Here is a 23,153-nt window from a genome sequence, read left to right as displayed (position 1 = left end):
GTCATCCGCACAATCATCCATACTTTCACTCCCGACAAAACCCCGGCAAATACTCACTAGGAATCAACGACTCATCCGAATCATCGCTAATACATCGCCAAGTCGTCGGAAAATCCGGATTCTCCGCCCGCAACACAAACCGCCGCCCTTCCAACTCATCAATATTGGCAATTGATACCCGAATTTCGCCGGAGGAATGACTCCACCATGCATTCTTTACATAAGCGGAGTTATCCCCAAAGTATTCATTACTGACGCCTAGTTCACTAAGGGCTGTATTCCATTTCAAATCTTTTAAACCTGAAGTACCGCCATTCGCAATCGCATAATCAACCAGCGCCAGCTTAATCGGCTCCGTTGCTGCCAGAGCATCGATCAACTTGGCACGCACCGTGAATTGAGTATACGCAGGCAGTGCAATTGAAGAGAGAATAGCGATGATCACGACCGCGATCATCAGTTCGATGAGGGTATAGCCACCCATCCTTGGGTTTAGCTTCGTTTTCAATTTCTCCTCCTTGAGAAAATTATTTCTGTGCTAAAAACTTGTCTAAGGAGATGTACTGTAATTATTTTTCTTAAACCTGCAGTAACGTTGCGAAAAAGCACTCACTTCCCCACTAGCGACACTTTTCACCTCTAGACACACGGTAGAATTGTAGCTTGGTAACAACGTAAATCTATTGCCCATTTGATTAGAGGGGTTGCTTGACTCCGGATCACATGAAGTAATGTTATTGCTAGTGACTGTGCATGTGTAAACATTATAACTTGATGCTCCGGCAACAGATTGCCATCCCACAATTCCATTACCCTCATCACTCCAATATAGATTAGGCGAAGCAATACTACCCTCTGGGGGCTCAGCACAAGAAAGCGCAATAACAACATTTGCACCTTGAGCAGAACTAGAAACTGCACCAAAACTGCTATCCACCCCACCATCAGGAGAGCAAATAGAGTAGCCAGCATTAGATGCTGCTTCCGACAAACTATGAACAAGCTCTCCACTCCAAGAAGCTCCACTCGCTACAAAAAAATCACATGAGTATTCACTATTATTAACCGAGCAAACGGGTATTGTTTGAGTAGATGGATCGTTACAATCAGGTGTGCCATCAGCACTATCTAAACAGACGGTATAGCTACCAGATGGAAATTGGCTAGTAACAGAAGCAACTGCATCTGAGGCGGGTAAATAAGCACTTGATACTGTTCCCGTTATCGTGAACTGATATGCGGAGACACTTATAGATGAATCGCCAGGAACTGTTCCTGGACAGCTCTCTTCGCCATTAACTTCCAAGCAAATAAAGTCACCCTTATTATCTTCAAATGCATCACTTATTGAACTATATCCAGAAGAGCTAACTGACACCGCTGAAAGTTTTGTAGAACATCCTGAATCAGAAGTCACGGTGTTACCAACGATCATATAATCGTGAAAGCCAACTCCTCGTTTATGCTGGTTATCGGCAATCTCACCAAAACCGTACACATCACCTTCGCCAAGTCCCTGAGCGACTAGCTTTATCTCTCTTCCATCAACTCCAATTACACCGCCGTTTGTAAACGCGAGGCCATAACCCCTGTATTCTCGTTTATCGTCAGCTGCTAAAATAATTTGAGGATGATGAGACAAATCTGTTCCGTCATCAGTATAGGTAGGGTCACCAACACATTGTGATTTAGTACTATCAATACTGTACCCCTGATTTCCGGTACCTTCAGCTATAAACTGAACATCTATATTCCCGTACCAACCAGCACCAAAGAAGCACGTGTACTCAAAAAACCAGTCGTTAGATCCACTAACAGATGTGCCTGTTCCTTTGGGGCACAGGCCAGTATCAGCAGGCCTAACAATTATTGCATCAATATCACTGGACGATAATCCAGTTGAATCATAGTCAACATATACAAAACCTCGTATCTCTGAGAAGGCGCTCCCCCCAGAATATGTAAGCAATTCAATTGTATTTTCCGTGTTGTTTGGGTCTTTAGCTGTCAACTTAAGTACCCCTGACTCTATGGATGAACTCACAGTACCTAGATCAACACCTAGTGGAAGCATCCCGTTATTTGCTACAACATCGCTTCCGTACTCAGCTTCTCCTGTCGGCATATCTATAGAGAATGGATTACTCCCACCCGAGCCTGAACCATTAGCCCCCTTGGCTTTAGAATCATAAATATCTTCAACAACCACTGTATTCAGAGTTACCGAGCCAGTGCTCCAGGAAACGACCACTCCTGTTTTTAGCAAACCATCACTATATGAACTATCTGCTCGACTGCTAACATAAAAATTATCGGACACTCCGGAAACAGGTAAACTTTCAGGCCACTGAACAGATCCATTAGCAATTGATGCTATGGGCTGCTCACCCGCAAGTTTTCTCAATTTTTCAATCTCTTTCTGAGCTATAGCAATTGCCTCTGCGCGAGCTTTTGATTCGGAAGAATCAGACAAATAATTAGATGAAATCAAAGCTACGCCTAGTAAACCAACTGCGGAGACTATTAAGGCTATTAACGCTTCTATTAGTACAAAACCTTTATAACTTCGCATCACCAATCTCTCCAAGTACCACTAATAGCCGTTGCATCAGATGAATCACCCAAATTAGTGGTGTAATCAGAATTAAAGATAATCGATGGTGTACCTGCTCCATTCCCTACCTCTCCAAATGCCATCAAACTACCGTAAATAGGACTATTACCAGTAAGTTTTTTTACATCTTGTGTAACGAAAACTAATCCGCGAAATGTATTTGAATTGGATTGATCCCAATTCCCATCAATGATGATTGTTTTCTGAACAGATCCATCAAATGTATCCGTTGGTATTTCAACATCACCATCAGAAGTGTCTCGAATACATACGACTGTCCCTGCGTTCTGAAGAGCCTCTTTAAAGGATGTTTCACCCTGACCGCCAGTCGAGTAATCGTTTCTATCGATAAAATCTTGCTCACAAAATTCCTCGACTGTACTTCCAAGAAAAGCTTGTTGAAATTGATCTTCATCAAGACCAGCCAAATTAGGATCGTTTTCTATGATGTCACTACCCCGATAATTTATCGTTGTTGACTCTATTAGTGTGTCTGGATCGAGGGGATTAGGAACCTTTGTAGAGAAGGCATTGGAGCTTATATTGACTGACTGCCCAGTCCATATAGTGGTATTACCACTTAGATTAACGATCTCAAAATCACCACTAAAATTAGGTGCCGCTGCTGTAACTATTGGGGCATTTGGTAAATCTAATTTTGCGAAATCAATTTTCATTCGTAAGATTCTATTTACAGAACCATCATCACTAGCTCCTGTTGAATGAAGCTCCCAGTCCACGCCTCCAGAAGAATCTGGCATTGATGCTCCCCAATAACTCCATGTCTCTAGATAACCAGAAGCGACAGAACCAGATGCTTTCGATGTAACAGATGGCAACACACCAAACTTGCGATAATAATTCACACCTTCAGCTAGGCCAGATTGAGCAGCTTCAAGAGCCATTAGTGATCTCTGTTCATCGGCCACTACTTGCTTTTCGCTAACAATAGAAGAAGAAATAGTGAAAGCTGTAATAGTTGTAGCTATTAGCAGAACGATAACTGTAACTAGTGTCGCTATGCCTTTTTGATTTTGTATTCGGTGAGAAATGATCATGTTCAGTCCTCAACGTAGTTGTTAGGTATTAAAACAGAAACTGACTTAGTAGAGCTAAGTGATTCAGTCGCATGGGATGCTGTAATAGATAGATCAACCGATCGTGAGTAGACGGTTACGCTACCGTTAGCTGTGGACACAGTATTCAAAGCAATCGTTAGATCACTAATATCCATAACTGATTCATCTGTAATTGCAGTCCAATGTGTTTTGTCAAAGACAGGGTCACAGTTAGCTGACTCGTCTGCTTTTGTATGAATTACTCCACTATCTAGACGAAAACCTTTCTGATCACTTGAGACATCAGAAACTTCATTATCGTTTGAATTAACATCGTAACCATACAAAATGCAGTCGCCACTCATATTAACTTCTAGAGAGGAGCTGTTTGTCTGGTAGTAACTATTACTACCTAGAGCCGAATAACCATGACGACGAATCTCGCCGCTCATGGTATCTATAAGTATGCTCAATTCTCGGTTGAGTTGAGTAGAAGCCAGGGTTGTTTTACTCACATTAAATATCTGCAGGTAAAGAAAAAGCGCTCCAGAGAGAACGATAAGACCCACAGCCATACCGATCATTAGCTCTATGAGTGTGTAGCCCTTTTGCTTAACCAAATATTTATTCATATGAACCCACCGAGATCATATGATGCTCTGATGTAGAAATAGTTTTTTTCGCGTTACCACTAGGACTTGTGAATTTAATCGCGGTACTAACAGATCGGAGATCCGGCATGTAAAAACCAATCGCCACTGAAGCCACGTCAACAAGCACGCCCTCAAACTTTGATTTATCTACATATAAACCAGATGTATCACAGGTATTTGAACTAGCCGCTGAAGTACTAACGTAGACACACCAGTTACCAGAATCGGTTACTAGATTGGCATAACGATCAGCGTTATTTGAAACAGCTTCGCGCTTAGCTAAGACGATCTGATTGTATACGGCTTCAACGGCACTATTTAGACGAGCTTTATCTACGTAATCTTGGTAGGAAGGGATCGCGATAGCAGCAATGATTCCTATAATTGCCACTGTCACCATGACCTCAACCATAGTGACACCCTTTTGAAATATAAGCCGTTTACACATCATCGTCCCCAGCACTCTAGACTGGCATGCTCAGATGGATCTGGTTGACTCACTCCGTTTCGATCAACAACAAAGGTTTTACATTCATCCGTTTCCTGGGCACCCTGGGGAATTGCATAACCTAAATACTGAGTATTTGATAAAACGGATACCGAAACAGTATAAAAACCAGACTCTGTTGTTGCATCTACATCTAAGCCACTTAAATCGTCAGTGAACGAAGTATGGTTCGCTCGCCATTTTTCCTGTGCGATACGAACTTCTGAGAGAGCATTCATCGCCTCGGTTCGACGTGCCTGCTGAACATAATCCTGATAAGCCGGATAAGCGATAGACGCAAGAATGCCGATAATCGCTACTACAATCATCAGTTCAATCAGAGTAAAGCCTTTTTGGTGACGCATAGAATCCCTCCGTTACATTCATTAAATATAGCAGAGGAACAGAAAATGGAGGGGGTTTTACTGAATATTCAGAACCTGAACTTCGAAAAGAATCGTTTTTCCTGCAAGAGGGTGATTGAAATCAACTTCTACGCGTTCGTCATCGAACTCAACAATGACACCGGGCAGTTCACCACCGGGCTCTTGGAATGAGATGACCAAGCCTGGCTCTAACTCCATATCTTTGAAGTCTGAGCGTTTCATGGTTTGAATGTTGCTTGGGTTGTGCTGACCAAAGCCGCGCTCTGGATCGATGGTGAGATCGAGATGATCGCCCACTTTCAGCCCTGTCAAAGCGGCTTCAAAGCCTTCTGGGATATTACCATCACCCACTTCAAATTCGACCGGAGCGCCTTCGAAGTTAGAGTCTACGATCTGTCCATCGGTGAGTTTGATCGCGAAGTGCATGGTCACTTTACGGCCCTGTTCAATGGTGAGTTCGCTCATCTATTTACTCCGGTCTTTTGATAAAAATAGTGCATCAACAATCAATGCAATGGCGCCGAGGGTGATACCCACATCGGCGATATTAAAGGCTGGGAAGTACCAACCTGCGTAGTGAAAGGATAGAAAATCCACCACATAACCGTGAACAATACGGTCAAAAAGATTGCCCAGAGCACCGCCTAAAATAGCGGCATAACCAAAGGCCTGTATCTTTTGCTCTGGCTCTGTTTGGCGAAGCCAGTGAACAATCAACCCACTCACGACAACCGCGATGGTCACAAACAGCCAGCGCTGCCACCCTGCTTCACTGGCTAAAAAGCTAAAGGCGGCGCCTGTGTTGTGCAACAACCTTAAATCGAAGATGGGAAAAATCGAGATCGGCAGGTTGTAGCTCAGCATACTGGATGCCAGCGCTTTACTGCCAAGATCAAGCACCACAATGGCTAGGCTGAGCCATAGCCACTGCAGTGCCGAAGGATTACGCGTAGTGACGCTGCTCACCTTCGCCCTCTACGTTATCGACACAACGTGTACACAGCTCTGGGTGATCGGCGTTTTGGCCGACATCTTCACGGTGGTGCCAACAACGAGCACACTTCGCCTCTTCCGACGCTTTAACTGCGACTTTAAGACCTTCAACCGCTGTTTCACGAGCGTCTGCGCCATTCGCTAGCGGCTCAATGCTGGCGGTCGATGTGATCAATACGAAGCGAAGCTCATCACCCAAACGATTCAAATCGGCTGTGATCTGTTCGTCGGCATAGAGCGTCACTTCAGCGGCAAGAGAGGCTTTAACTAGCTTCTCGTTACGCGCTTCTTCAAGACACTTGTTAACTGCCTGTTTAACCTGAAGCACACGCTCCCAGTACTCACGACCAAAGGCATCGTCTGCAGTCATCTCAAACAAGCCTTCGTACCAGGTCGTTAGCATGGCACTTTCAGGGTTATTGCCTGGCAACACTTCGATGATCTCATCAGCGGTGAAGCTCAAGATCGGTGCAATCCAGCGAACCAGTGCCTGCGCAATATGGTACAGAGCCGTCTGACATGAACGACGAGCCAAGCTATCTGGCTTAGTGGTGTACTGACGATCTTTAATGATGTCTAGGTAGAAACCACCCAGTTCTTGTGCACAGAAGTTGTGAACTTGCTGGTAAACATCCAAGAAACGGTAGCTGTTGTATGCATCGATCACACGCTGCTGCAGACGGTAAGCCGAATCAACCGCCCAGCGATCCAGCGCCAGCATCTCTTCTGGTTTTACGCTGTGCGCCTCTGGATCAAAACCGTTTAGGTTCGCCAGTAGGAAGCGTGATGTATTACGGATACGACGGTAGCTGTCTGCCGTTCGCTGAAGAATCTGATCCGAAACAGCCATATCACCCGAGTAGTCTGTAGAGGCAACCCACAGGCGAAGAATATCCGCACCCAGTTTGTCATTCACCTGCTGAGGCGCAATGACGTTACCCAGTGACTTAGACATCTTGTAGCCCTTCTCATCGACGGTAAAGCCGTGAGTCAGAACCTGCTTATACGGTGCACAACCGTTAATCGCGATCGATGTTTTCAGTGACGACTGGAACCAACCACGGTGCTGATCCGACCCCTCTAGGTACATATCAGCCGGGAAGTGCAGGCTCTCTTTGGTACGCAGAACTGAGTGGTGCGTGACACCCGAATCGAACCAGACGTCCATGGTGTCGGTCACTTTATCGTAATCCGCTGCCTCATCACCCAACAGCTCAGCTGGATCTAGATCAAACCATGCATCGATACCAGTCTCTTCGATACGTAGCGCAACCTGCTCGATCAACTCAGTCGTGCGTGGGTGAAGCTCCCCCGTCTGCTTGTGTGTGAACAGCGTAATCGGCGTACCCCAGGTACGTTGACGTGATACACACCAATCTGGGCTCTGACCGACCATCGCTTCGATACGCGTCTGACCCCAATCTGGGAACCACTGCACCCCTTTGATCGCATCCATCGCATCGGCTTTCAGGTTCTCTTTCTCCATAGAGATGAACCACTGCGGCGTTGCACGGTAGATCAGTGGCGTTTTGGTACGCCAGCAGTGTGGGTAGCTGTGTTGGAAACGTTTTAGGTGCACCAACTTACCTTCACGCTCTAGCGCTTCCGTTACCGGTGCATCCGCTTTGTAGACATGGATGCCAGCAAACTCACCTGCCGCGTCAGTGTAAACACCATCGGCTTGAACAAGGTTAAGGGTTTTAAGGTCGTAACGGTTACCGACAATGAAGTCATCCATACCGTGATCAGGCGCTGTATGGACCGCACCGGTACCGGCATCGGTTGTAACGTGATCACCCAAGATGACTGGCACTTCACGATCAAACACAGGGTGTTCAAGTTTAAGTAGCTCCAGCGCAGCACCGTTTACACGACCCAAGACTTCGTACTTATCCACTCCCCAGCGTTCCATGATCGACTCAACCATCGACTCGGCTAGAACCTGGTAATCGACACCGCTCTCAAGGTGAACTTCAACCAGGGCATACTCCAACTCACCGTTAACCGATACCGCTTGGTTAGCAGGAATTGTCCAAGGTGTGGTTGTCCAGATGACAAGCGAAACCTTCTGTTTGTCAGTACCGAACAGTGCATTCACTTTAGCTTGATCGACAAAGGTGAAACGCACATCGATCGCAGTAGAGGTTTTGTCTTGGTACTCAACCTCAGTCTCAGCCAAGGCCGATTTACCGACCACACTCCAGTAGACCGGCTTGTAACCTTTCACTAGGTGGCCACGTTCTGCAATTTTGCCCAATGCACGAACGGTATTCGCTTCGGTTTTGAAGTTCATCGTTAGGTAAGGCTCATCCCAATCACCCTGAATACCTAGACGAATAAAGTCCTCTTTCTGACCGGCGATCTGCTCAGTCGCATAGGAGCGACACTTAGCACGGAAATCCGCGTAAGAGACTTTCTCGCCCGCCTTACCGATCAGTGTCTCAACCTTGTGCTCGATCGGCAGACCGTGACAGTCCCAACCTGGCGTGTAAGGCGAGTCAAAACCACTTAGGGTTTTGGATTTGATGATCATATCTTTGATGATCTTATTCACCGCGTGACCAATGTGAATGCTGCCGTTAGCGTAAGGAGGGCCATCGTGCAGAATAAATTTTGGTCGACCTGCGCTCACTTCACGAATTCGTGCGTAAAGATCCATCTCTTTCCATTTAGCAAGACGCTTAGGTTCAGCAGATGGCAGGTTACCGCGCATTGGGAACGCAGTTTCCGGCAGGTTTAGAGTCGGTTTGTAATCGGTCATCAATCCAGTCCCAGTTTAGGTATTTGCGGCAGCGAACCAAGCGCGCGCTGCAGCGATATCTTTTGCGATCTGTTCTCGCAAAGCATCCAATCCATCAAAGCGTTGCTCCGCACGCATTGGATGTAAAAATTCAACACTGAGCAGCTCCCCATAGAGCTGCCCCGAAAAATCTAGCAGGTGCACTTCCAACACAGGACGCACACCATTAAGTGTCGGCCGACTGCCAACATTGCAAATCGCGTTATAGGCCTTACCCGCCAAGTGCGCCCTTACCGTGTAGACACCCCGCATAGGGCAGGCGTATTTATGCATGCGCACATTGGCTGTCGGAAAGCCGAGCTCACGACCCACTTTTTGCCCATGTTGCACACGGCCGGTGACGCGATAGCGACGCCCTAACAAACGAGCAGCTAAGGATAAGTTGTTAGCGGTAAGCGTTTCACGAACACGTGAACTGCTGACTCGCTCATCCTCTAAAATCAGTGTCGGTGTGTCAGCGACGGTAAATCCATGTGATTCACCTGCAGCCTTAAGCAGTGCGTAATCGCCACAGCGATCACAACCAAAACGAAAATCGTCACCCACCACAAAGTGCTTTACATCCAAGCCCTTCAGCAGCAGCTCATCAATAAACGCCTCAGCTGACAGTGAACGTAAACGCTCGTTGAAACTAAGACAAAGCACGCGATCAACCCCTTCAGCTTCTAACAGGCGAAGCTTCTCGCCGAAACGCGTTAGGCGAGGTGGCGCAGACTCTGGCGAAAAAAACTCACGTGGTTGCGGTTCAAACACAATCACAACAGAGGGCAACCCCAGTTGTTGCGCTTTTTCTCGCACACCTGACAGTATCATCTGATGGCCTAGGTGAACGCCGTCAAAGTTACCGATCGTCGCAACGCAGCCGCGATGATGATCGCGTAAATTGTGAAGCCCTCGAATCAGTTCCATTGCGTTATCAGTTTCACCCAAGCATCAGACAAATAATAAACGCGCGATTATAGCGCATGCAGGCCCCTCTAATTAAGACCTAAAGCGCTATGTTTGAAGGAATTTGTTGGCTTTAGCCACGCAAATGACGAATTCTGACACCGGAAAGGATCAAAGCGATGCAATAAACCAGAACAGCACCGGCCACGAGTAGGAACATCCACTCGACTCTCTGCCATAGACTAGCCGATAACCAGTCGGCAGCAGCCGGTGCAAACAGCAGAATAACCGCCGCCATCAATGCATTAGCAAACAACAACTGCATCGACCATCTTAACCAGCCAGCTTGCCACTTAAAGACACCCTGTTTAATTAAGCCATGCAACAGCCAGCCAGCATTCATGAAGGCCGACAGCGCGGTTGCTAAAGCAAGCCCTGCATGCGCCAGAGGGAAGATAAGAATCAAGTTAAACACCATATTCGCCACCATCGCTTTAACAGCGATTTTGACGGGGGTTTTGGTATCTTGGCGAGAGAAGTAGCCCGGCGCCAGCACCTTAATCAGCATAAATGCGAGCAGACCTAAGCCATAAGCACGAAGACTCATGGCGGCCATGCTGACATCTCGATCGGTCATCTCACCGTAGTGGAACAGCGTCGTTAGGAGGGGTTCCGCCAACAAAATCAGTGCGACAGCCGAAGGAATGCCAATCAAAAGCACCATGCGCACGGCCCAATCCAACATTTTGGCGAACTCTTCCCCTGACTTTTCAGCGTGCTTACGAGAGAGACTTGGCAGAATCACCGTCGCAATCGCGATACCAAACACACCTAAAGGCAGCTCTGCCAGACGATCTGAGTAGTAGAGCCAAGAGACACTGCCCGTCTGCAAGAACGAGGCAAGCACGGTATCCAATAGCAGGTTAATCTGTGCAACCGATACACCAAATAGAGCCGGCAGCATCAGTTTCAGGATGCGCCGCACCCCTTCATCCTTCCAACCGGCTTGCGGCACGGGCAATAGACGCAGGCGCGCTAAAAACGGCAACTGGAACAGCAGTTGGACGGTACCGGCCATCAACACACCCCAAGCCAGCGCCATAATGGGCGGATCAAACATGGGGCTTAAGTAGACCGCTGAACCGATCAGACAGAGATTCAGCAATACCGGGGTGAAGGCAGGCACCGCAAATCGCTCATAGGAGTTCAGAATGGCACCACAAAATGCGGTTAGGGATATCAGCATCAGATAGGGAAAGGTAATGCGCAGCATGTCAGCCGCAAGACCAAAGCTCTCGGAGCCTGACATATAAAACCCAGGCGCAAACAGCATCGCCAATAGTGGCGAACCCAGACTGCCCACCAGCGTGACCAGCAACAACACCGAACCCAAGCTGCCGGCGGTGCGATTTACGAGAAATTGAACCGCAGTTAGATCACGTTGCGATCGATACTCAGAGAGCACCGGCACAAAGGCTTGAGCAAAAGCCCCTTCAGCAAAAAGACGTCGTAAAAAGTTGGGGATTTTGAATGCGACAAAAAAAGCGTCGGATGCACCACTGGCGCCAAAGTAACCTGCAACCACCACATCACGAATCAAACCCAGCACTCGCGAGATCATGGTCATGATGCCAACCACAGCACTTGAGCGCAGCAGACCGCCGCCAGATGTCGCTTTTTGACTCAACTTTTAACCTCAAAGTGCCGAATTAATCCGTCGATTATCGCCTACCTAAGAAGAAGGTCAACTAAAAGTGCATTTCTTCTGTGTTTAATGCTTGACAGACGGCAACGATATCGGAATAATTTCGCATCCAATTTTGAGAGACACTTGTCTCGTTTGTTTAACTCAAATTTAAGGAGCTCAGCTGTGGCAAATTCCGCAGGATCTCGTAAACGTGCTCGCCAGGCGGAAAAGCGTCGTCAACATAACGCTAGCCTGCGCTCCATGGTACGTACTTACATCAAGAAAGTACTAAAAGAAGTTGCTGGTGGTGACCAAGCTGCTGCTAACGAAGCATTCAAAGTTGCTCAGCCTATCCTAGATAGCTCAGTAAACAAAGGAATCTTCAAGAAGAGCGCTGTTGCACGCACTAAGAGTCGCCTAAACGCACGCATCAAAGCGATGGCTGCATAAGCGACTGCTTAAAAGCTTTTCTAAAAACCCGCTACTTAGCGGGTTTTTTGTTGCCTGCAATCTGGAAGATGCTGACAGAGTCCATACCGGTGACTGGCTTTAGCCTGTCATCCGCTGGTAGACATTACTGACAGTCTGGAAAACACCGATAAAGCAGATGACAGGCTGAAGCCAGTCACTGGTGCTATTAGCTAGAGGATTAACCTGCTGGGATAGCGGTTGTCAGGCTGAAGCCAGACACCAAAACCGCTCCAACGGTTTAGGCCAACGCCATATTATCGCGATGGACTAGCTCTGGATCGGTGATGTGACCGATAAGGGACTCTATCTCTTGGCTGGCGTGACCTTTGATACGGTCCGCCTCATCGAAGGCGTAGTTAACCAAGCCGCGTGCGATAACCTCACCGCCAGTATCGACCAGCTCGACCATCTCACCGCGTGAGAAATCACCCTCTACTTTGACAACGCCCGCAGGCAGCAGTGATTTGCCACCCGTTTTAAGCGCTTTAACCGCGCCAGCATCCAATACTAGACGACCACGCGCCTGAAGATGCCCTGCGATCCAGTGTTTACGCGCAGCTTGGCGACCGTGATCAGGTACTAACAACGTACCAATCTCTTCACCCGAGAAGATTCTTAACAACGCACTCTCTTCACGACCGCTAGCAATAACCGTTACAGCACCTGAACGAGCCGCAAGTCGAGCAGCACGCACTTTGGTTGCCATACCACCACGACCCAACTTACCACCGCCACCGGCGATCTGAAGGAAGTGATCATCTTCGGCACGACCTTCGGCGATTAATTCAGCATTAGGGTTAGAGCGAGGATCCGCAGTGAACAGCCCTTTCTGATCCGTCAGTAGAATGAGCGCATCAGCTTCAATGGCATTAGCCACCAACGCACCGAGCGTATCGTTATCACCAAACTGAATCTCACTGGTCACAACCGTGTCATTCTCATTAACGATGGCTACAACGCCCAGATCGATTAGAGAGCGCAACGTCGAACGTGCGTTTAGATAACGCTTACGGTTAGAGAGGTCATCATGCGTCAGAAGAACCTGAGCGGTATGAAGGTTGTGTTGCTGAAAGCTGGACTCATACGCTTGCACCAAACCCATCTGACCGACAGCGGCGGCGGCTTGCAGTTTATACATCTCGCTTGGACGTTCTGACCAGCCCAAACGATTCATCCCCTCGGCTACAGCACCCGAAGAGACAAGAACCACCTCAACACCTTGCTGCACCAGTTTAGCGATCTGCTCAACCCAGCCAACAATCGCTTGCTGATCTAGACCTTTACCATCATCCGTCAGCAGCGCACTGCCGATTTTGACGACCCAACGACCCTTTTCTGTTAACCGTTGACGTGATGCAGACATGTTACTTTACGTACTCCACTTCAACATCGTAATCGTCATCATCGAAGTCATCCCAATCATCAGCTTCGCCCGCTTCACGACGCGCACGCATTTCGGCACGCATACGCTCAAGATTTTCACGCGCTTCACGGTCAATCTGCATACGCAGCTCACGCTCTGCATCCACCAATTCTGGATTCTCTGCAAGCGCCTCTTTCTTCTCATCAAGATAGTCTTGCAACTGATGGACCAAAAGATCAGTGCCTTGCTTGTTAATCGCAGAGATACGGAATACCGGACCATCCCATTCCAACGCATCGATCACTGACTGACAACGCTCTTCAAGCTCCTCTTCTGGCACCATGTCGATCTTATTCAGCAACAACCAGCGAGGCTGATCAGCCAAGGTAGGCGAGAACTTATTCAGCTCATTAACTGCAGTGACCGCTGCTTCAGCAGGTGTCACCTCGTCCCAAGGCGCCATATCAACCAGGTGCAACAGTACACGGTTACGCGCCAAGTGTTTTAGGAAGCGAATACCAAGACCGGCACCCTCTGCGGCACCTTCAATGATTCCAGGGATATCGGCAACGACGAAACTGCGGTGCGCTTCGGTGCGAACGACACCCAGGTTAGGTACCAAGGTAGTGAATGGGTAGTTAGCCACTTTAGGCTTAGCGGCTGAGATCGAACGAATCAGCGTCGATTTGCCGGCATTTGGCAGACCAAGAAGGCCGACATCAGCCAGGACACGCAACTCCAGACGAACGTTACGCAACTCACCCTCGGAACCTTTAGTCGTTTGACGAGGCGCACGGTTTACACTGCTTTTAAAACGCGTATTACCCAAGCCGTGCCAACCGCCCTGAGCGATCTTTTCGACCTGACCGACAGCCGTCAGATCCGCCAACACCTCATCGGTATCCACATCCACAATGGTGGTACCGACTGGCACTTTAAGCACCAGATCTTCCCCTTTGGAACCGGTACACTGACGACCCTGACCGCCCTCACCGTTTTGTGCTTTGTAGTGACGCGTAAAGCGGTAATCGATTAGCGTATTAAGACCTGAATCGGCTTCGACAAAAATAGAACCACCATCACCACCGTCGCCACCATCTGGGCCACCTTTTGGAATGTACTTCTCGCGACGGAAACTCATACAACCGTTTCCGCCTTTACCGGCTTGTACGGTAATCAGTGCTTCATCAACAAACTTCATCTCTTTCTCCTAAATGGAGGAAAAATAGGGCCAGATCGTCTACCAAAACTAACGACATGATCCTATTTTCCCTCAGTGGGCTGATTTTACTCTGGTAAGAATCAACCTTACATGCTTTTTTAATCTTTATGCCTTTTGAAACCGCGTCTGGCTTCAGCCTGACACGCTGACACGGCCTAAAAAACAAAAAAACCCGCCTAAGCGGGTTTTTTACGTAACAACGAAACTTAGGCAGTTTCGATGCTAACGAATTTACGGTTGTGAGGGCCTTTAACTTCGAACTTAACAACACCGTTTGCTTTCGCAAATAGAGTGTGGTCTTTGCCGATGCCTACGTTTGTACCAGCGTGGAATTTAGTACCGCGCTGACGAACCAGGATGTTACCCGCAAGTACTTCCTGACCACCAAAACGTTTAACGCCTAAGCGTTTCGACTCCGAGTCGCGTCCGTTACGCGTTGAGCCGGCTGCCTTCTTATGAGCCATTCTCTAATCTCCTAGATTCGTTGATCAGCCGTTAATGCCAGTGATTTTAACTTCAGTGTACCACTGACGGTGGCCCTGACGCTTCATGTGGTGCTTACGACGACGGAACTTGATGATTTTCACCTTGTCACCGCGACCGTGTGATACCACTTCAGCAGAAACTTTAGCACCTTCAACAACTGGCGCGCCAACTTTAACGTCGTCGCCGTTGCTAACAAGTAGTACGCGATCGAAATCAACGTTTGAACCAGCTTCAACAGCTAGCTTTTCTACTTTAAGGGTCTGACCCTCTTGTACGCGGTACTGTTTACCACCGCTTACGATTACTGCAAACATCTGTGTTCTCCAATATTTTGCTTACCCGGCTACTAATACGAAACCTGCTCTGAAGGGCTGATGTCTTACGACACCCTCGCACAGGGAGCGTTATTTGGACAAGCTAGGGCGCAGAATAATACAGAACCCCCCACTCAAACTCAACCCTTATTTACACTAAATTGAGGCATTGGAAGGCCTATACACCAGAGTCATATTGACACCCCCGCTCTCACCCCCTAGCATCCGTCTGTCATTTATAAGTAGTAACCAAAATGCAACCACACCAACTCAACCCACTGATCGAGCCTCAATTCGATGCCGTTACGGATTACATCCTTAACAATCTTGGCTCCAATGTCCCTCTAGTAGAGAAGATTGCACATCACATTGTTGAAGGTGGCGGTAAGCGCTTGCGTCCGTTGTTGGTTCTACTGGCTGCCAATGCCGCTGGCTATAAAGGGGAACAACACATTCCACTGGCAGCGGTCATCGAATTCATTCATACGGCAACACTGCTGCATGACGATGTGGTCGACAACTCTGAGCTACGTCGCGGTAACGCCACCGCAAACGCTCAGTGGGGTAATGCGCCGAGCGTATTAGTCGGTGACTTCCTCTACTCTCGCTCATTCCAGATCATGGTTGAGATTGGCCGCATGGAGATCATGCAGGTCATTTCACACGCCACTACGATCATTGCCGAAGGCGAAGTTCTGCAGCTGCTAAACCAGCGCAACCCAGATACCAGTGAAGAGTCTTACCTTCAGGTCATTCTTGGCAAAACGGCCATGCTGTTTGAAGCAGCAACAGAGGTCGGAGCAATTCTAGCGGACAGCTCTGCAGAGAATCGCGAAGCCCTAAGACTTTATGGTCGCCACCTTGGCATCGCCTTCCAAATCGTCGATGACCTACTCGATTATCTATCTGATAGCGAAACCATGGGTAAGAACGTTGGTGATGACCTCGCCGAAGGCAAAGCCACACTGCCGCTGATTCATGCAATGCGCGTCGGCAGCGATGAAGATAGAGAGTTGATTCGCCAAGCGATTCGCAAAGGCGGACTGGATGATTTATCACCGGTACTCGAGATCGTGCAACGCAATGGATCGATCGACTACTCGCGTCAAAAAGCAGCCGAAGAGATCGATAAAGCGAAAAACGCCATCGCCTCTCTACCAGACACTTCGTTTAAAGAGACGCTGAATCAGATTGCTGATTTGGCTATCGCAAGAACACAGTGAACACTTAGGTGACAGGCCTTCAGCCTGTCATCCGCTTTCCAATAACATGAAATATCTGGAATACGCCGAAATAGCCGATGACAGACTGAAGTCAGTCACGGTTCTTGGCTGGTTTCGACCTACCGACGCACCAACCGATAAACCACTTCACGCTGATTTTCAAAACGCCCTTCACTTAGATCAGCGCTATCAAGCTCTTCAATCTCAAACTCAGCAGAGAATAGACGTTGCACTTCATCACCTTTTACTGAGAACGGCGGTTCGTCTCTAGGATTGTCATACTCAAGCGCAATCAACAAAATCTGATCGCCTGCAACCGTCACCTTAGCAATATGGGCGGCGTAGTCGATTCGCATCTCAGGCGGTAGTGCTATCAATGCCGCTCGATCGTAGATGGCTCGCGGGTTATTGAGCGCTGCACGGGTGGTTTTAAACACATCACCAGCCAACAGAGAGATTCCATCACGCTCACGACGGTGAAAAGCACCATCGCCAATGGCATCGATATCGACACCCTGCTCTGCAAAAAAGTCACGGCACGCCAGATCACTCAACTCAACACCGGTCACCTTATGACCCTGTTCACGCAACCAGAGCATGTCACGGCTTTTACCACAGAGCGGGACAAAGACAGACTCCTCTCCAGACAGCTCAAGTGTGGACCAATATTTCGTCAACCAATGGTTAAAATCTGACTGGTGAAAACCGATGCGATTTTCAGTCCAGCGCTCATGCCAGAAGGCGTGTTTCATAGGGGTTTTTCCTTAAAATGGGGTGATTCGGGTAATTTAACTGATCGATGTCGTGCTTAGCGAGCCCTAAAAAGGTATAATCCGGCAAATTTTTGTAATTAAGACTGTGAATTAGAACACCATGACTAGACAATCATCTTTTAACCGTGACGAACTTCTAAGCTGTGGCCACGGCGAAATGTTTGGCGAAGGCAACGCCCGCCTACCTGTTGGCAACATGCTTATGATGGACCGTATTACCAAGATCTCTGCTGAAGGTGGCGAGCACGGTAAAGGCGAAATCATCGCTGAACTTGATATCCGTCCAGATCTTTGGTTCTTCGACTGTCACTTCCCTAGCGATCCTGTAATGCCTGGCTGTCTTGGTCTAGACGCAATGTGGCAGATCGTTGGCTTCTACCTAGGCTGGAAAGGCAACCCAGGTCGCGGTCGCGCACTGGGTTCAGGTGAGGTTAAATTCACAGGTCAGATACTACCGACTGCTAAGAAGGTCACTTACAACATCCAGATGAAACGCGTGATTGAGCGTAAATTGGTTATGGGTATTGCAGACGGTTCGGTATCAGTGGATGGTCGCGAGATCTACACAGCAACAGATCTTAAAGTCGGTCTATTCACCAGCACCGAAAACTTCTAAGAGCGTTAACGCTTAGAAACACAATTAGAGAGAGAGTAAACATGCGTCGAGTAGTTGTTACCGGAATGGGTATCGTTTCTTGTCTAGGTTCTGACAAAGAGAGCGTTCTGGAATCACTAAAAGAGGGCAAGTCAGGCATCAAATTCCAACAGGAATACGCTGACCTTGGTTTCCGTAGCCAGGTTGCTGGCAGTATTGATGACCTGGATCTTGATGAACTGATCGATCGTAAACTGCGCCGTTTCATGGGTAATGCAGCTGCTTACTCTTACATCTCAATGGAACAAGCCATCAAAGATGCTGGCCTGACTGAAGATCAGGTATCAAATGTACGTACAGGCCTAATCGCGGGTTCTGGTGGTGCATCGTCAGCCGACATTGTTGAAACCGCTGACATTCTTCGCGATAAAGGTGTTCGTCGTGTCGGTCCATACCGTGTGACTCGCACCATGGGCTCTACTGTATCAGCCTGTCTTGCAACCCCATTCAAAATCAAAGGTGTGAACTACTCAATCACCTCTGCTTGTGCGACCAGCGCACACTGTATTGGCAACGCGATGGAGCAGATCCAACTCGGCAAACAGGACATTGTCTTTGCTGGCGGTGGTGAAGAGCTACACTGGTCTTTGAGTGTCATGTTTGATGCCATGGGCGCCCTATCAAGCAAATACAACGAAACACCAGAAAAAGCGTCTCGCGCTTACGATGCAAACCGTGACGGTTTCGTGATCGCAGGTGGCGGCGGCATGCTGGTTCTTGAAGAGCTAGAACACGCTAAAGCGCGCGGCGCGAAGATCTACGCTGAATTGGTCGGCTACGGTGCAACCTCAGATGGTTACGACATGGTGGCTCCTTCAGGTGAAGGCGCTGTACGTTGTATGCAGCAAGCTATGAGCACCGTTGATGGCAAGATCGATTACATCAACTCACACGGCACTTCGACACCAGCAGGTGATATCCAAGAGCTTAAAGCGATGAAAGAGACCTTCGGCACAGAGATGCCACCGGTCAGCTCGACCAAATCACTGGCGGGCCACTCACTGGGTGCCACAGGCGTACAAGAAGCGATCTACTGTCTCCTAATGCAAGAGAACAACTTCATCTGTGCTTCAGCGAACATTGAAGAGATCGATCCAGAGGCGGAAGGCCTTCCAGTCGTGACAACTCGCAAAGATGGCGTTGACCTACAACGAGTCATGTCTAACAGCTTCGGCTTTGGCGGTACCAACTCGACGCTTGTCTTCGAGAAGTACAACGGCTAACCGGCTGACTGCCAAAAAGAAAGCGACCTTAGGGTCGCTTTCTTTTTGCCTGTGTCCCGTCCTAAATAACGTTGACACTTTTCAAACTTAAATTTGGAGAGTGTAATGAATTCAAACACTAAACGTACTCAGCGTGATTATTCCCTGGCCTTTAAATTATCAATCGTTGATGAGGTCGAAAAAGGCGAATGTACCTATAAACAAGCCCAAGATCGCTACGGTATTCAGGGGCGCTCTACTGTTCTAGTTTGGCTTCGCAGGCTTGGACGATTAAATTGGCCACTTGGGACCCCACCAATGCTTGCCAAAGGTCATGATATGAATTTACCTAAGAAAGAACTTACTCCTGAGCAACGTACAAAAATGCTTGAATAAGAGTTAGCTGATACCAAGATAACGCTCTGAAACATCTGAGTACTTGGATAGGCTCTTTCGAGTCATACCAAGCTTAGCCCTGAGAGATCTGACTCTGTTACCAATCTCTTCTATGTATTGTTGCAACGCAAGTTCATCGAATTGGGTATCAATATCTGAGTTACTCATCAATACCTCCACAGGCCTGCACATAAGACTCGAGTCGATCACGATACTTTTCAGGAATATCGATCTTGGTCATCGACTGATTGTTGACGAACAGGTTGACCGTTTCAGCAACTACACTTCAAACCTTGATCATTCAAAATGGTGACGTGAAACCCAACAGAGGTTTTCCCACCTAACTTACAAGAACTTTACAGTGGAGTTCAGATCGAGGAGTCAACGGTGCAAAGATATCGTATTTCACGGACACAAAAGGCGTACCAATATGCTCATCTATATTGAGTTCAAACCAGGGCATCTCTAACACCTCACTCATAAAGTGATCGATCGCTTCTAAAATGTAATCATCAATCCGGCCTGTATAGACTATTTGAGCAGCGTCTGTGTCGCCCCATTGGGGGCGACGCTCATAAATCAGAGGGGCATTCATTGGTAAGACTCTTAACGAATAAATAGGTATCTATATGATACCTACCTTCCGATTTAAGTGACGAACGAATTTCTGATAATGGAAATGAAACCGGAACTCTAGGTCATCTAATACGCTAAACTCGCTCGATAATGGCAGCAATACCCTGCCCCACACCGATACACATGGTACACAGTGCATATCTACCTCCGCTACGCTCAAGCTGAGTCATAGCAGTTGTGACAAGACGTGCACCGCTCATGCCAAGTGGATGACCCAACGCGATAGCACCACCCTGAGGATTAAGTCGAGTATCATTGGGATCAATATTGAGTCCTCTCAATACGCCCAATGCCTGAGAAGCGAAGGCCTCGTTTAACTCAATAAGATCCATTTGATCCAATGATAGACCCGATAGTTTTAGTACTTTATTGACTGCTTCGATTGGGCCAACACCCATGATTCGAGGATCTATACCAGCGGTTGCCATAGCAACAACACGCGCTCGAGGTGTTAACCCGTTAGCAACGGCACCTGATTCACTGGCCAGCAGCACGGCACAAGCGCCATCATTTATGCCAGAAGCGTTGCCCGCAGTTACCGAACCATCACCACCATTGACTGTTCTTAATTGAGCTAACTTCTCGAGTGTTGATTCACGTGGGTGCTCATCGACATCAAAATAACTAATGTTGCCGCGACGGTCTTTGATTTCGATTGGTACAATCTCATCAGCAAAAAGGCCCGCTTTTTGAGCAGCCGCCGTTTTAGCCTGACTGTTAAATGCAAACAAATCTTGCTCTTCGCGGCTGATACCATATTCAGCAGCTACGTTATCAGCCGTTTGTGGCATGGTATCAACGCCATACATCGCTTTAAGCGAAAGGTTAGTAAATCGCCACCCCATCGTGGTGTCTTCTAAAATTTGAGAGCGCCCATAAGAAGTTTCAGACTTACCCATAACAAAGGGAGCTCGCGTCATCGATTCGACGCCACCGGCAAGAGCAATATTGAGCTCACCGGCTTTAATGCCTCGAGCCATCGTACCAATGGCATCCAAACCAGAACCACATAGGCGGTTGATGGTTGACGCAGGAACCGATGTGGGCAAACCAGAGAGCAATACTGACATGCGAGCAACATTTCGATTATCTTCACCCGCCTGATTGGCACAGCCCATCAGCACATCATCAATCGACGCAGTATCTAAAGAAGGAACCTCAGCCAGAGTTGCTTTAATAACCTGAGCTAACAAGTCATCAGGACGAACGGTGGCCAGTGAACCAGCGTAACGACCAATAGCAGAGCGTTTTGCTGCACAAATAAAAGCTTCAGTCATTTTTATATCCTTATTTAATCAATCTGATGAAAAGGGGCATTTACGAATGCACGCTGGAGCAGCGCAGGCGATACTCGGTAACGATCATCGCCATAAAATAGGCTGATGTTATTCAACACATCGGCTACGAAACTGGTGCCAAGCTTATCGGCCCATGCTAATAGACCGGTCGGATAGTTAACACCTGCCTGCATAGCAGCATCTATTCCAGTGGCATCAGCAATTCCTAAATGAAGCGCATCAGACGCTTCATTAATAAGCATAGCGACTGTTCGCATCACTATCAGACCCGGCAAGTCCTTTATAACCCGAGTTTTGACACCCAAGAAATCAAACATTGCATAGACTTCGGCCCAAACCTCTTCAGGCATTTCAGGATGTGTTGATAGCGCTAGAGATTCACATGTCGAATAGTCGATAGCGAGATCCATTTGAATAATGTTGCGATTATCTTCAGCCAGAGAACGCTCTAGGGTTGTGCGACCATCCGTCAAAACCAGTGTTGCGCCGTTAGCAAACACGATTTCGCCCTCATCACCTTCAGTCTCGGTAGGAATCTCTATTCCACGCGCCTTAATTCTATCAATAAGCGACTTAATCGCGGGTGATACCACAGCACTGCTGATATTAAAGAACCCACCAAAACGGATATCATCCCACTCAAGGTTTGGGACTAACTGTTTACCCTCAGGGTACTGATAAAAGCCACGACCACTCTTACGTCCAAGCCAACCGGCATCAACTAACTCTTTTTGCATGAGCGATGGTTTAAATCGAGGATCAAAATAGTAAGATTCAAATACTGAGCTCGTCACTGCGTAGTTAACGTCCTGCCCAATAAGATCAGTCAACTCGAAAGGCCCCATACGAAAACCGCCGGCTTCTTTTAATAAAAGATCGATTCGCTCAGGTTCAGTAACACCCTCTTCAGCCATTCGAAGACCTTCAGCGTAAAAAGGACGTGCTACTCGGTTAACAATAAAACCTGGCGAGGATTTAGCAGCCACACCTACTTTGCCCCACTGCTTAGACAGTGCAAGTAATGTTTCAACAACATTAGCGTCGGTCGCCAAGCCATGAATCACCTCAACCAACTTCATAATAGGTGCAGGATTAAAAAAGTGCAGACCTGCTAAGCGAGCAGGATCTTTCAACGCCGATCCAATAGCAGTCACTGAGATTGAGGAGGTATTAGTTGCTAAAATAGTTTGGTCTGAACAGATCGACTCCAGTTGTTGAAACAGCTGTTGCTTAATGTCCAAACGCTCAACAATGGCTTCTACAACCAGATCGGCCCGTTCCATAGAGTTGATATCATTGACGTAGGAAATTCGATCGCAAATGCCCTGAGCATCTTCCTCACTGAATTTACCGCGTGACACCAGCTTATCCATCGATTTTTTTAAATTCGCTTTTGCAGCCTCGAGTACCGATTCACTCAAGTCAAAGAGCACTACATCTAAACCAGCTTGAGAAGCGACCTGAGCGATTCCTGCACCCATAGTGCCTGCACCAACTACGCCCACCTGTTTAATTTGGTCAACCGTTTTGTATTGTGTGGTCATATCA

The 23,153-nt window shown here is 47.8% G+C and carries 24 protein-coding genes and 1 pseudogene; 5 read left to right on the top strand and 20 right to left on the bottom strand.

Features of this window, described 5'->3' with window-relative positions:
* Window positions 1-25: 25 nt before the first annotated feature.
* From XMG48_RS01955 to murJ, 11 genes are all read right to left on the bottom strand, one after another.
* Window positions 26-508 (bottom strand): prepilin-type N-terminal cleavage/methylation domain-containing protein, encoded by a 483-nt coding sequence (locus tag XMG48_RS01955; protein WP_217363798.1) that lies wholly within the window; start codon window positions 506-508, stop codon window positions 26-28.
* Between the two features lie 42 nt (window positions 509-550).
* Window positions 551-2,572, bottom strand: a complete 2,022-nt coding sequence (locus XMG48_RS01950) for a hypothetical protein (protein ID WP_173480376.1) — start codon at window positions 2,570-2,572, stop codon at window positions 551-553.
* Entirely contained in the window at window positions 2,572-3,672 is a 1,101-nt protein-coding gene (locus XMG48_RS01945; protein WP_173480375.1) for a hypothetical protein, read from the bottom strand. Before XMG48_RS01945 ends, XMG48_RS01950 begins: the two co-directional genes overlap by 1 nt.
* A 2-nt stretch (window positions 3,673-3,674) precedes the next feature.
* Window positions 3,675-4,304 (bottom strand): type II secretion system protein J, encoded by a 630-nt coding sequence (locus tag XMG48_RS01940; RefSeq protein WP_173480374.1) that lies wholly within the window; start codon window positions 4,302-4,304, stop codon window positions 3,675-3,677.
* Entirely contained in the window at window positions 4,297-4,773 is a 477-nt protein-coding gene (locus XMG48_RS01935; protein ID WP_173480373.1) for a GspH/FimT family pseudopilin, read from the bottom strand. The genes XMG48_RS01940 and XMG48_RS01935 overlap by 8 nt, the downstream gene beginning before the upstream one ends.
* On the bottom strand, window positions 4,773-5,177 hold the full coding sequence (locus XMG48_RS01930; protein WP_173480372.1) for a type IV pilin protein: 405 nt from the start codon (window positions 5,175-5,177) through the stop codon (window positions 4,773-4,775). The genes XMG48_RS01935 and XMG48_RS01930 overlap by 1 nt, the downstream gene beginning before the upstream one ends.
* A 57-nt stretch (window positions 5,178-5,234) precedes the next feature.
* On the bottom strand, window positions 5,235-5,663 hold the full coding sequence (locus XMG48_RS01925) for a peptidylprolyl isomerase (protein ID WP_173480371.1): 429 nt from the start codon (window positions 5,661-5,663) through the stop codon (window positions 5,235-5,237).
* A complete protein-coding gene (gene lspA / locus XMG48_RS01920; protein WP_173480370.1) occupies window positions 5,664-6,164 on the bottom strand; it encodes a signal peptidase II in 501 nt (166 codons plus the stop codon).
* On the bottom strand, window positions 6,142-8,952 hold the full coding sequence (gene ileS / locus XMG48_RS01915) for an isoleucine--tRNA ligase (protein WP_173480369.1): 2,811 nt from the start codon (window positions 8,950-8,952) through the stop codon (window positions 6,142-6,144). The genes lspA and ileS overlap by 23 nt, the downstream gene beginning before the upstream one ends.
* Window positions 8,953-8,967: 15 nt before the next feature.
* Complete coding sequence (ribF, locus tag XMG48_RS01910) at window positions 8,968-9,900, bottom strand: bifunctional riboflavin kinase/FAD synthetase (protein ID WP_173480368.1); 933 nt, start codon at window positions 9,898-9,900, stop codon at window positions 8,968-8,970.
* A gap of 112 nt (window positions 9,901-10,012) precedes the next feature.
* Window positions 10,013-11,506, bottom strand: a complete 1,494-nt coding sequence (murJ, locus tag XMG48_RS01905) for a murein biosynthesis integral membrane protein MurJ (protein ID WP_173480747.1) — start codon at window positions 11,504-11,506, stop codon at window positions 10,013-10,015.
* Window positions 11,507-11,749: 243 nt separating this feature from the next.
* Between murJ and rpsT the strand changes: the two genes are divergently transcribed.
* Window positions 11,750-12,016 carry a 30S ribosomal protein S20 gene (gene rpsT, locus XMG48_RS01900; RefSeq protein ID WP_173480367.1) on the top strand — a complete coding sequence of 89 codons (267 nt, stop codon included), beginning with the start codon at window positions 11,750-11,752 and terminating at the stop codon, window positions 12,014-12,016.
* Between the two features lie 259 nt (window positions 12,017-12,275).
* Here the strand turns inward: rpsT and proB are convergent, their stop codons facing one another.
* From proB to rplU, 4 genes are all read right to left on the bottom strand, one after another.
* A complete protein-coding gene (gene proB / locus XMG48_RS01895; protein ID WP_173480366.1) occupies window positions 12,276-13,400 on the bottom strand; it encodes a glutamate 5-kinase in 1,125 nt (374 codons plus the stop codon).
* Between the two features lies 1 nt (window position 13,401).
* On the bottom strand, window positions 13,402-14,601 hold the full coding sequence (cgtA, locus tag XMG48_RS01890) for an Obg family GTPase CgtA (RefSeq protein WP_173480365.1): 1,200 nt from the start codon (window positions 14,599-14,601) through the stop codon (window positions 13,402-13,404).
* A gap of 227 nt (window positions 14,602-14,828) precedes the next feature.
* A complete protein-coding gene (rpmA, locus tag XMG48_RS01885) occupies window positions 14,829-15,086 on the bottom strand; it encodes a 50S ribosomal protein L27 (RefSeq protein ID WP_173480364.1) in 258 nt (85 codons plus the stop codon).
* A gap of 24 nt (window positions 15,087-15,110) precedes the next feature.
* A complete protein-coding gene (rplU, locus tag XMG48_RS01880) occupies window positions 15,111-15,422 on the bottom strand; it encodes a 50S ribosomal protein L21 (RefSeq protein WP_173480363.1) in 312 nt (103 codons plus the stop codon).
* A 254-nt stretch (window positions 15,423-15,676) separates the two neighbouring features.
* Between rplU and ispB the strand changes: the two genes are divergently transcribed.
* The gene (gene ispB / locus XMG48_RS01875) at window positions 15,677-16,645 is read left to right on the top strand and encodes an octaprenyl diphosphate synthase (RefSeq protein ID WP_173480362.1); all 969 of its coding nucleotides are present in this window, start codon (window positions 15,677-15,679) and stop codon (window positions 16,643-16,645) included.
* A 119-nt stretch (window positions 16,646-16,764) separates the two neighbouring features.
* Here the strand turns inward: ispB and tmpT are convergent, their stop codons facing one another.
* On the bottom strand, window positions 16,765-17,397 hold the full coding sequence (gene tmpT / locus XMG48_RS01870) for a thiopurine S-methyltransferase (protein WP_173480361.1): 633 nt from the start codon (window positions 17,395-17,397) through the stop codon (window positions 16,765-16,767).
* A gap of 121 nt (window positions 17,398-17,518) precedes the next feature.
* Between tmpT and fabA the strand changes: the two genes are divergently transcribed.
* The 3 genes and pseudogenes from fabA to XMG48_RS01855 form a co-directional block, all read left to right on the top strand.
* Entirely contained in the window at window positions 17,519-18,034 is a 516-nt protein-coding gene (fabA, locus tag XMG48_RS01865) for a 3-hydroxyacyl-[acyl-carrier-protein] dehydratase FabA (protein ID WP_173480360.1), read from the top strand.
* 41 nt (window positions 18,035-18,075) lie between these two features.
* Window positions 18,076-19,296 (top strand): beta-ketoacyl-ACP synthase I, encoded by a 1,221-nt coding sequence (gene fabB / locus XMG48_RS01860; RefSeq protein ID WP_173480359.1) that lies wholly within the window; start codon window positions 18,076-18,078, stop codon window positions 19,294-19,296.
* A gap of 105 nt (window positions 19,297-19,401) precedes the next feature.
* Window positions 19,402-19,668: pseudogene (locus tag XMG48_RS01855) on the top strand (IS3 family transposase); the annotation flags it as partial.
* A gap of 6 nt (window positions 19,669-19,674) precedes the next feature.
* Here the strand turns inward: XMG48_RS01855 and XMG48_RS01850 are convergent.
* From XMG48_RS01850 to XMG48_RS01835, 4 genes are all read right to left on the bottom strand, one after another.
* Window positions 19,675-19,839, bottom strand: a complete 165-nt coding sequence (locus XMG48_RS01850; protein ID WP_173480358.1) for a hypothetical protein — start codon at window positions 19,837-19,839, stop codon at window positions 19,675-19,677.
* A gap of 172 nt (window positions 19,840-20,011) precedes the next feature.
* Window positions 20,012-20,266, bottom strand: coding sequence for a hypothetical protein (locus tag XMG48_RS01845; protein WP_173480357.1), 255 nt, complete (start codon window positions 20,264-20,266; stop codon window positions 20,012-20,014).
* A 115-nt stretch (window positions 20,267-20,381) separates the two neighbouring features.
* Window positions 20,382-21,584, bottom strand: coding sequence for a 3-oxoadipyl-CoA thiolase (gene pcaF, locus XMG48_RS01840; protein ID WP_173480356.1), 1,203 nt, complete (start codon window positions 21,582-21,584; stop codon window positions 20,382-20,384).
* 14 nt (window positions 21,585-21,598) lie between these two features.
* Entirely contained in the window at window positions 21,599-23,149 is a 1,551-nt protein-coding gene (locus XMG48_RS01835; protein WP_173480355.1) for a 3-hydroxyacyl-CoA dehydrogenase, read from the bottom strand.
* Window positions 23,150-23,153 lie beyond the last annotated feature (4 nt).

Source organism: Marinobacterium sp. xm-g-48 (genome assembly GCF_013282925.1).
GTDB lineage: Bacteria > Pseudomonadota > Gammaproteobacteria > Pseudomonadales > Balneatricaceae > Marinobacterium_E.
Note: the sequence above shows the minus strand (reverse complement) of the source record. Positions and strands in the feature narration are given on the sequence as shown.

Excerpts from the sequence above, each read along its gene's own strand:
- XMG48_RS01950 (WP_173480376.1), bottom strand. The coding sequence starts at position 2,572 with ATGCGAAGTTATAAAGGTTTTGTACTAATAGAAGCGTTAATAGCCTTA.
- XMG48_RS01945 (WP_173480375.1), bottom strand. The coding sequence starts at position 3,672 with ATGATCATTTCTCACCGAATACAAAATCAAAAAGGCATAGCGACACTA.
- XMG48_RS01940 (WP_173480374.1), bottom strand. The coding sequence starts at position 4,304 with ATGAATAAATATTTGGTTAAGCAAAAGGGCTACACACTCATAGAGCTA.
- XMG48_RS01935 (WP_173480373.1), bottom strand. The coding sequence starts at position 4,773 with ATGTGTAAACGGCTTATATTTCAAAAGGGTGTCACTATGGTTGAGGTC.
- XMG48_RS01930 (WP_173480372.1), bottom strand. The coding sequence starts at position 5,177 with ATGCGTCACCAAAAAGGCTTTACTCTGATTGAACTGATGATTGTAGTA.
- XMG48_RS01925 (WP_173480371.1), bottom strand. The coding sequence starts at position 5,663 with ATGAGCGAACTCACCATTGAACAGGGCCGTAAAGTGACCATGCACTTC.
- ileS (WP_173480369.1), bottom strand. The coding sequence starts at position 8,952 with ATGACCGATTACAAACCGACTCTAAACCTGCCGGAAACTGCGTTCCCA.
- ribF (WP_173480368.1), bottom strand. The coding sequence starts at position 9,900 with ATGGAACTGATTCGAGGGCTTCACAATTTACGCGATCATCATCGCGGC.
- murJ (WP_173480747.1), bottom strand. The coding sequence starts at position 11,506 with ATGACCATGATCTCGCGAGTGCTGGGTTTGATTCGTGATGTGGTGGTT.
- proB (WP_173480366.1), bottom strand. The coding sequence starts at position 13,400 with ATGTCTGCATCACGTCAACGGTTAACAGAAAAGGGTCGTTGGGTCGTC.
- cgtA (WP_173480365.1), bottom strand. The coding sequence starts at position 14,601 with ATGAAGTTTGTTGATGAAGCACTGATTACCGTACAAGCCGGTAAAGGC.
- rpmA (WP_173480364.1), bottom strand. The coding sequence starts at position 15,086 with ATGGCTCATAAGAAGGCAGCCGGCTCAACGCGTAACGGACGCGACTCG.
- rplU (WP_173480363.1), bottom strand. The coding sequence starts at position 15,422 with ATGTTTGCAGTAATCGTAAGCGGTGGTAAACAGTACCGCGTACAAGAG.
- ispB (WP_173480362.1), top strand. The coding sequence starts at position 15,677 with ATGCAACCACACCAACTCAACCCACTGATCGAGCCTCAATTCGATGCC.
- tmpT (WP_173480361.1), bottom strand. The coding sequence starts at position 17,397 with ATGAAACACGCCTTCTGGCATGAGCGCTGGACTGAAAATCGCATCGGT.
- fabA (WP_173480360.1), top strand. The coding sequence starts at position 17,519 with ATGACTAGACAATCATCTTTTAACCGTGACGAACTTCTAAGCTGTGGC.
- fabB (WP_173480359.1), top strand. The coding sequence starts at position 18,076 with ATGCGTCGAGTAGTTGTTACCGGAATGGGTATCGTTTCTTGTCTAGGT.
- XMG48_RS01850 (WP_173480358.1), bottom strand. The coding sequence starts at position 19,839 with ATGAGTAACTCAGATATTGATACCCAATTCGATGAACTTGCGTTGCAA.
- XMG48_RS01845 (WP_173480357.1), bottom strand. The coding sequence starts at position 20,266 with ATGAATGCCCCTCTGATTTATGAGCGTCGCCCCCAATGGGGCGACACA.
- pcaF (WP_173480356.1), bottom strand. The coding sequence starts at position 21,584 with ATGACTGAAGCTTTTATTTGTGCAGCAAAACGCTCTGCTATTGGTCGT.
- XMG48_RS01835 (WP_173480355.1), bottom strand. The coding sequence starts at position 23,149 with ATGACCACACAATACAAAACGGTTGACCAAATTAAACAGGTGGGCGTA.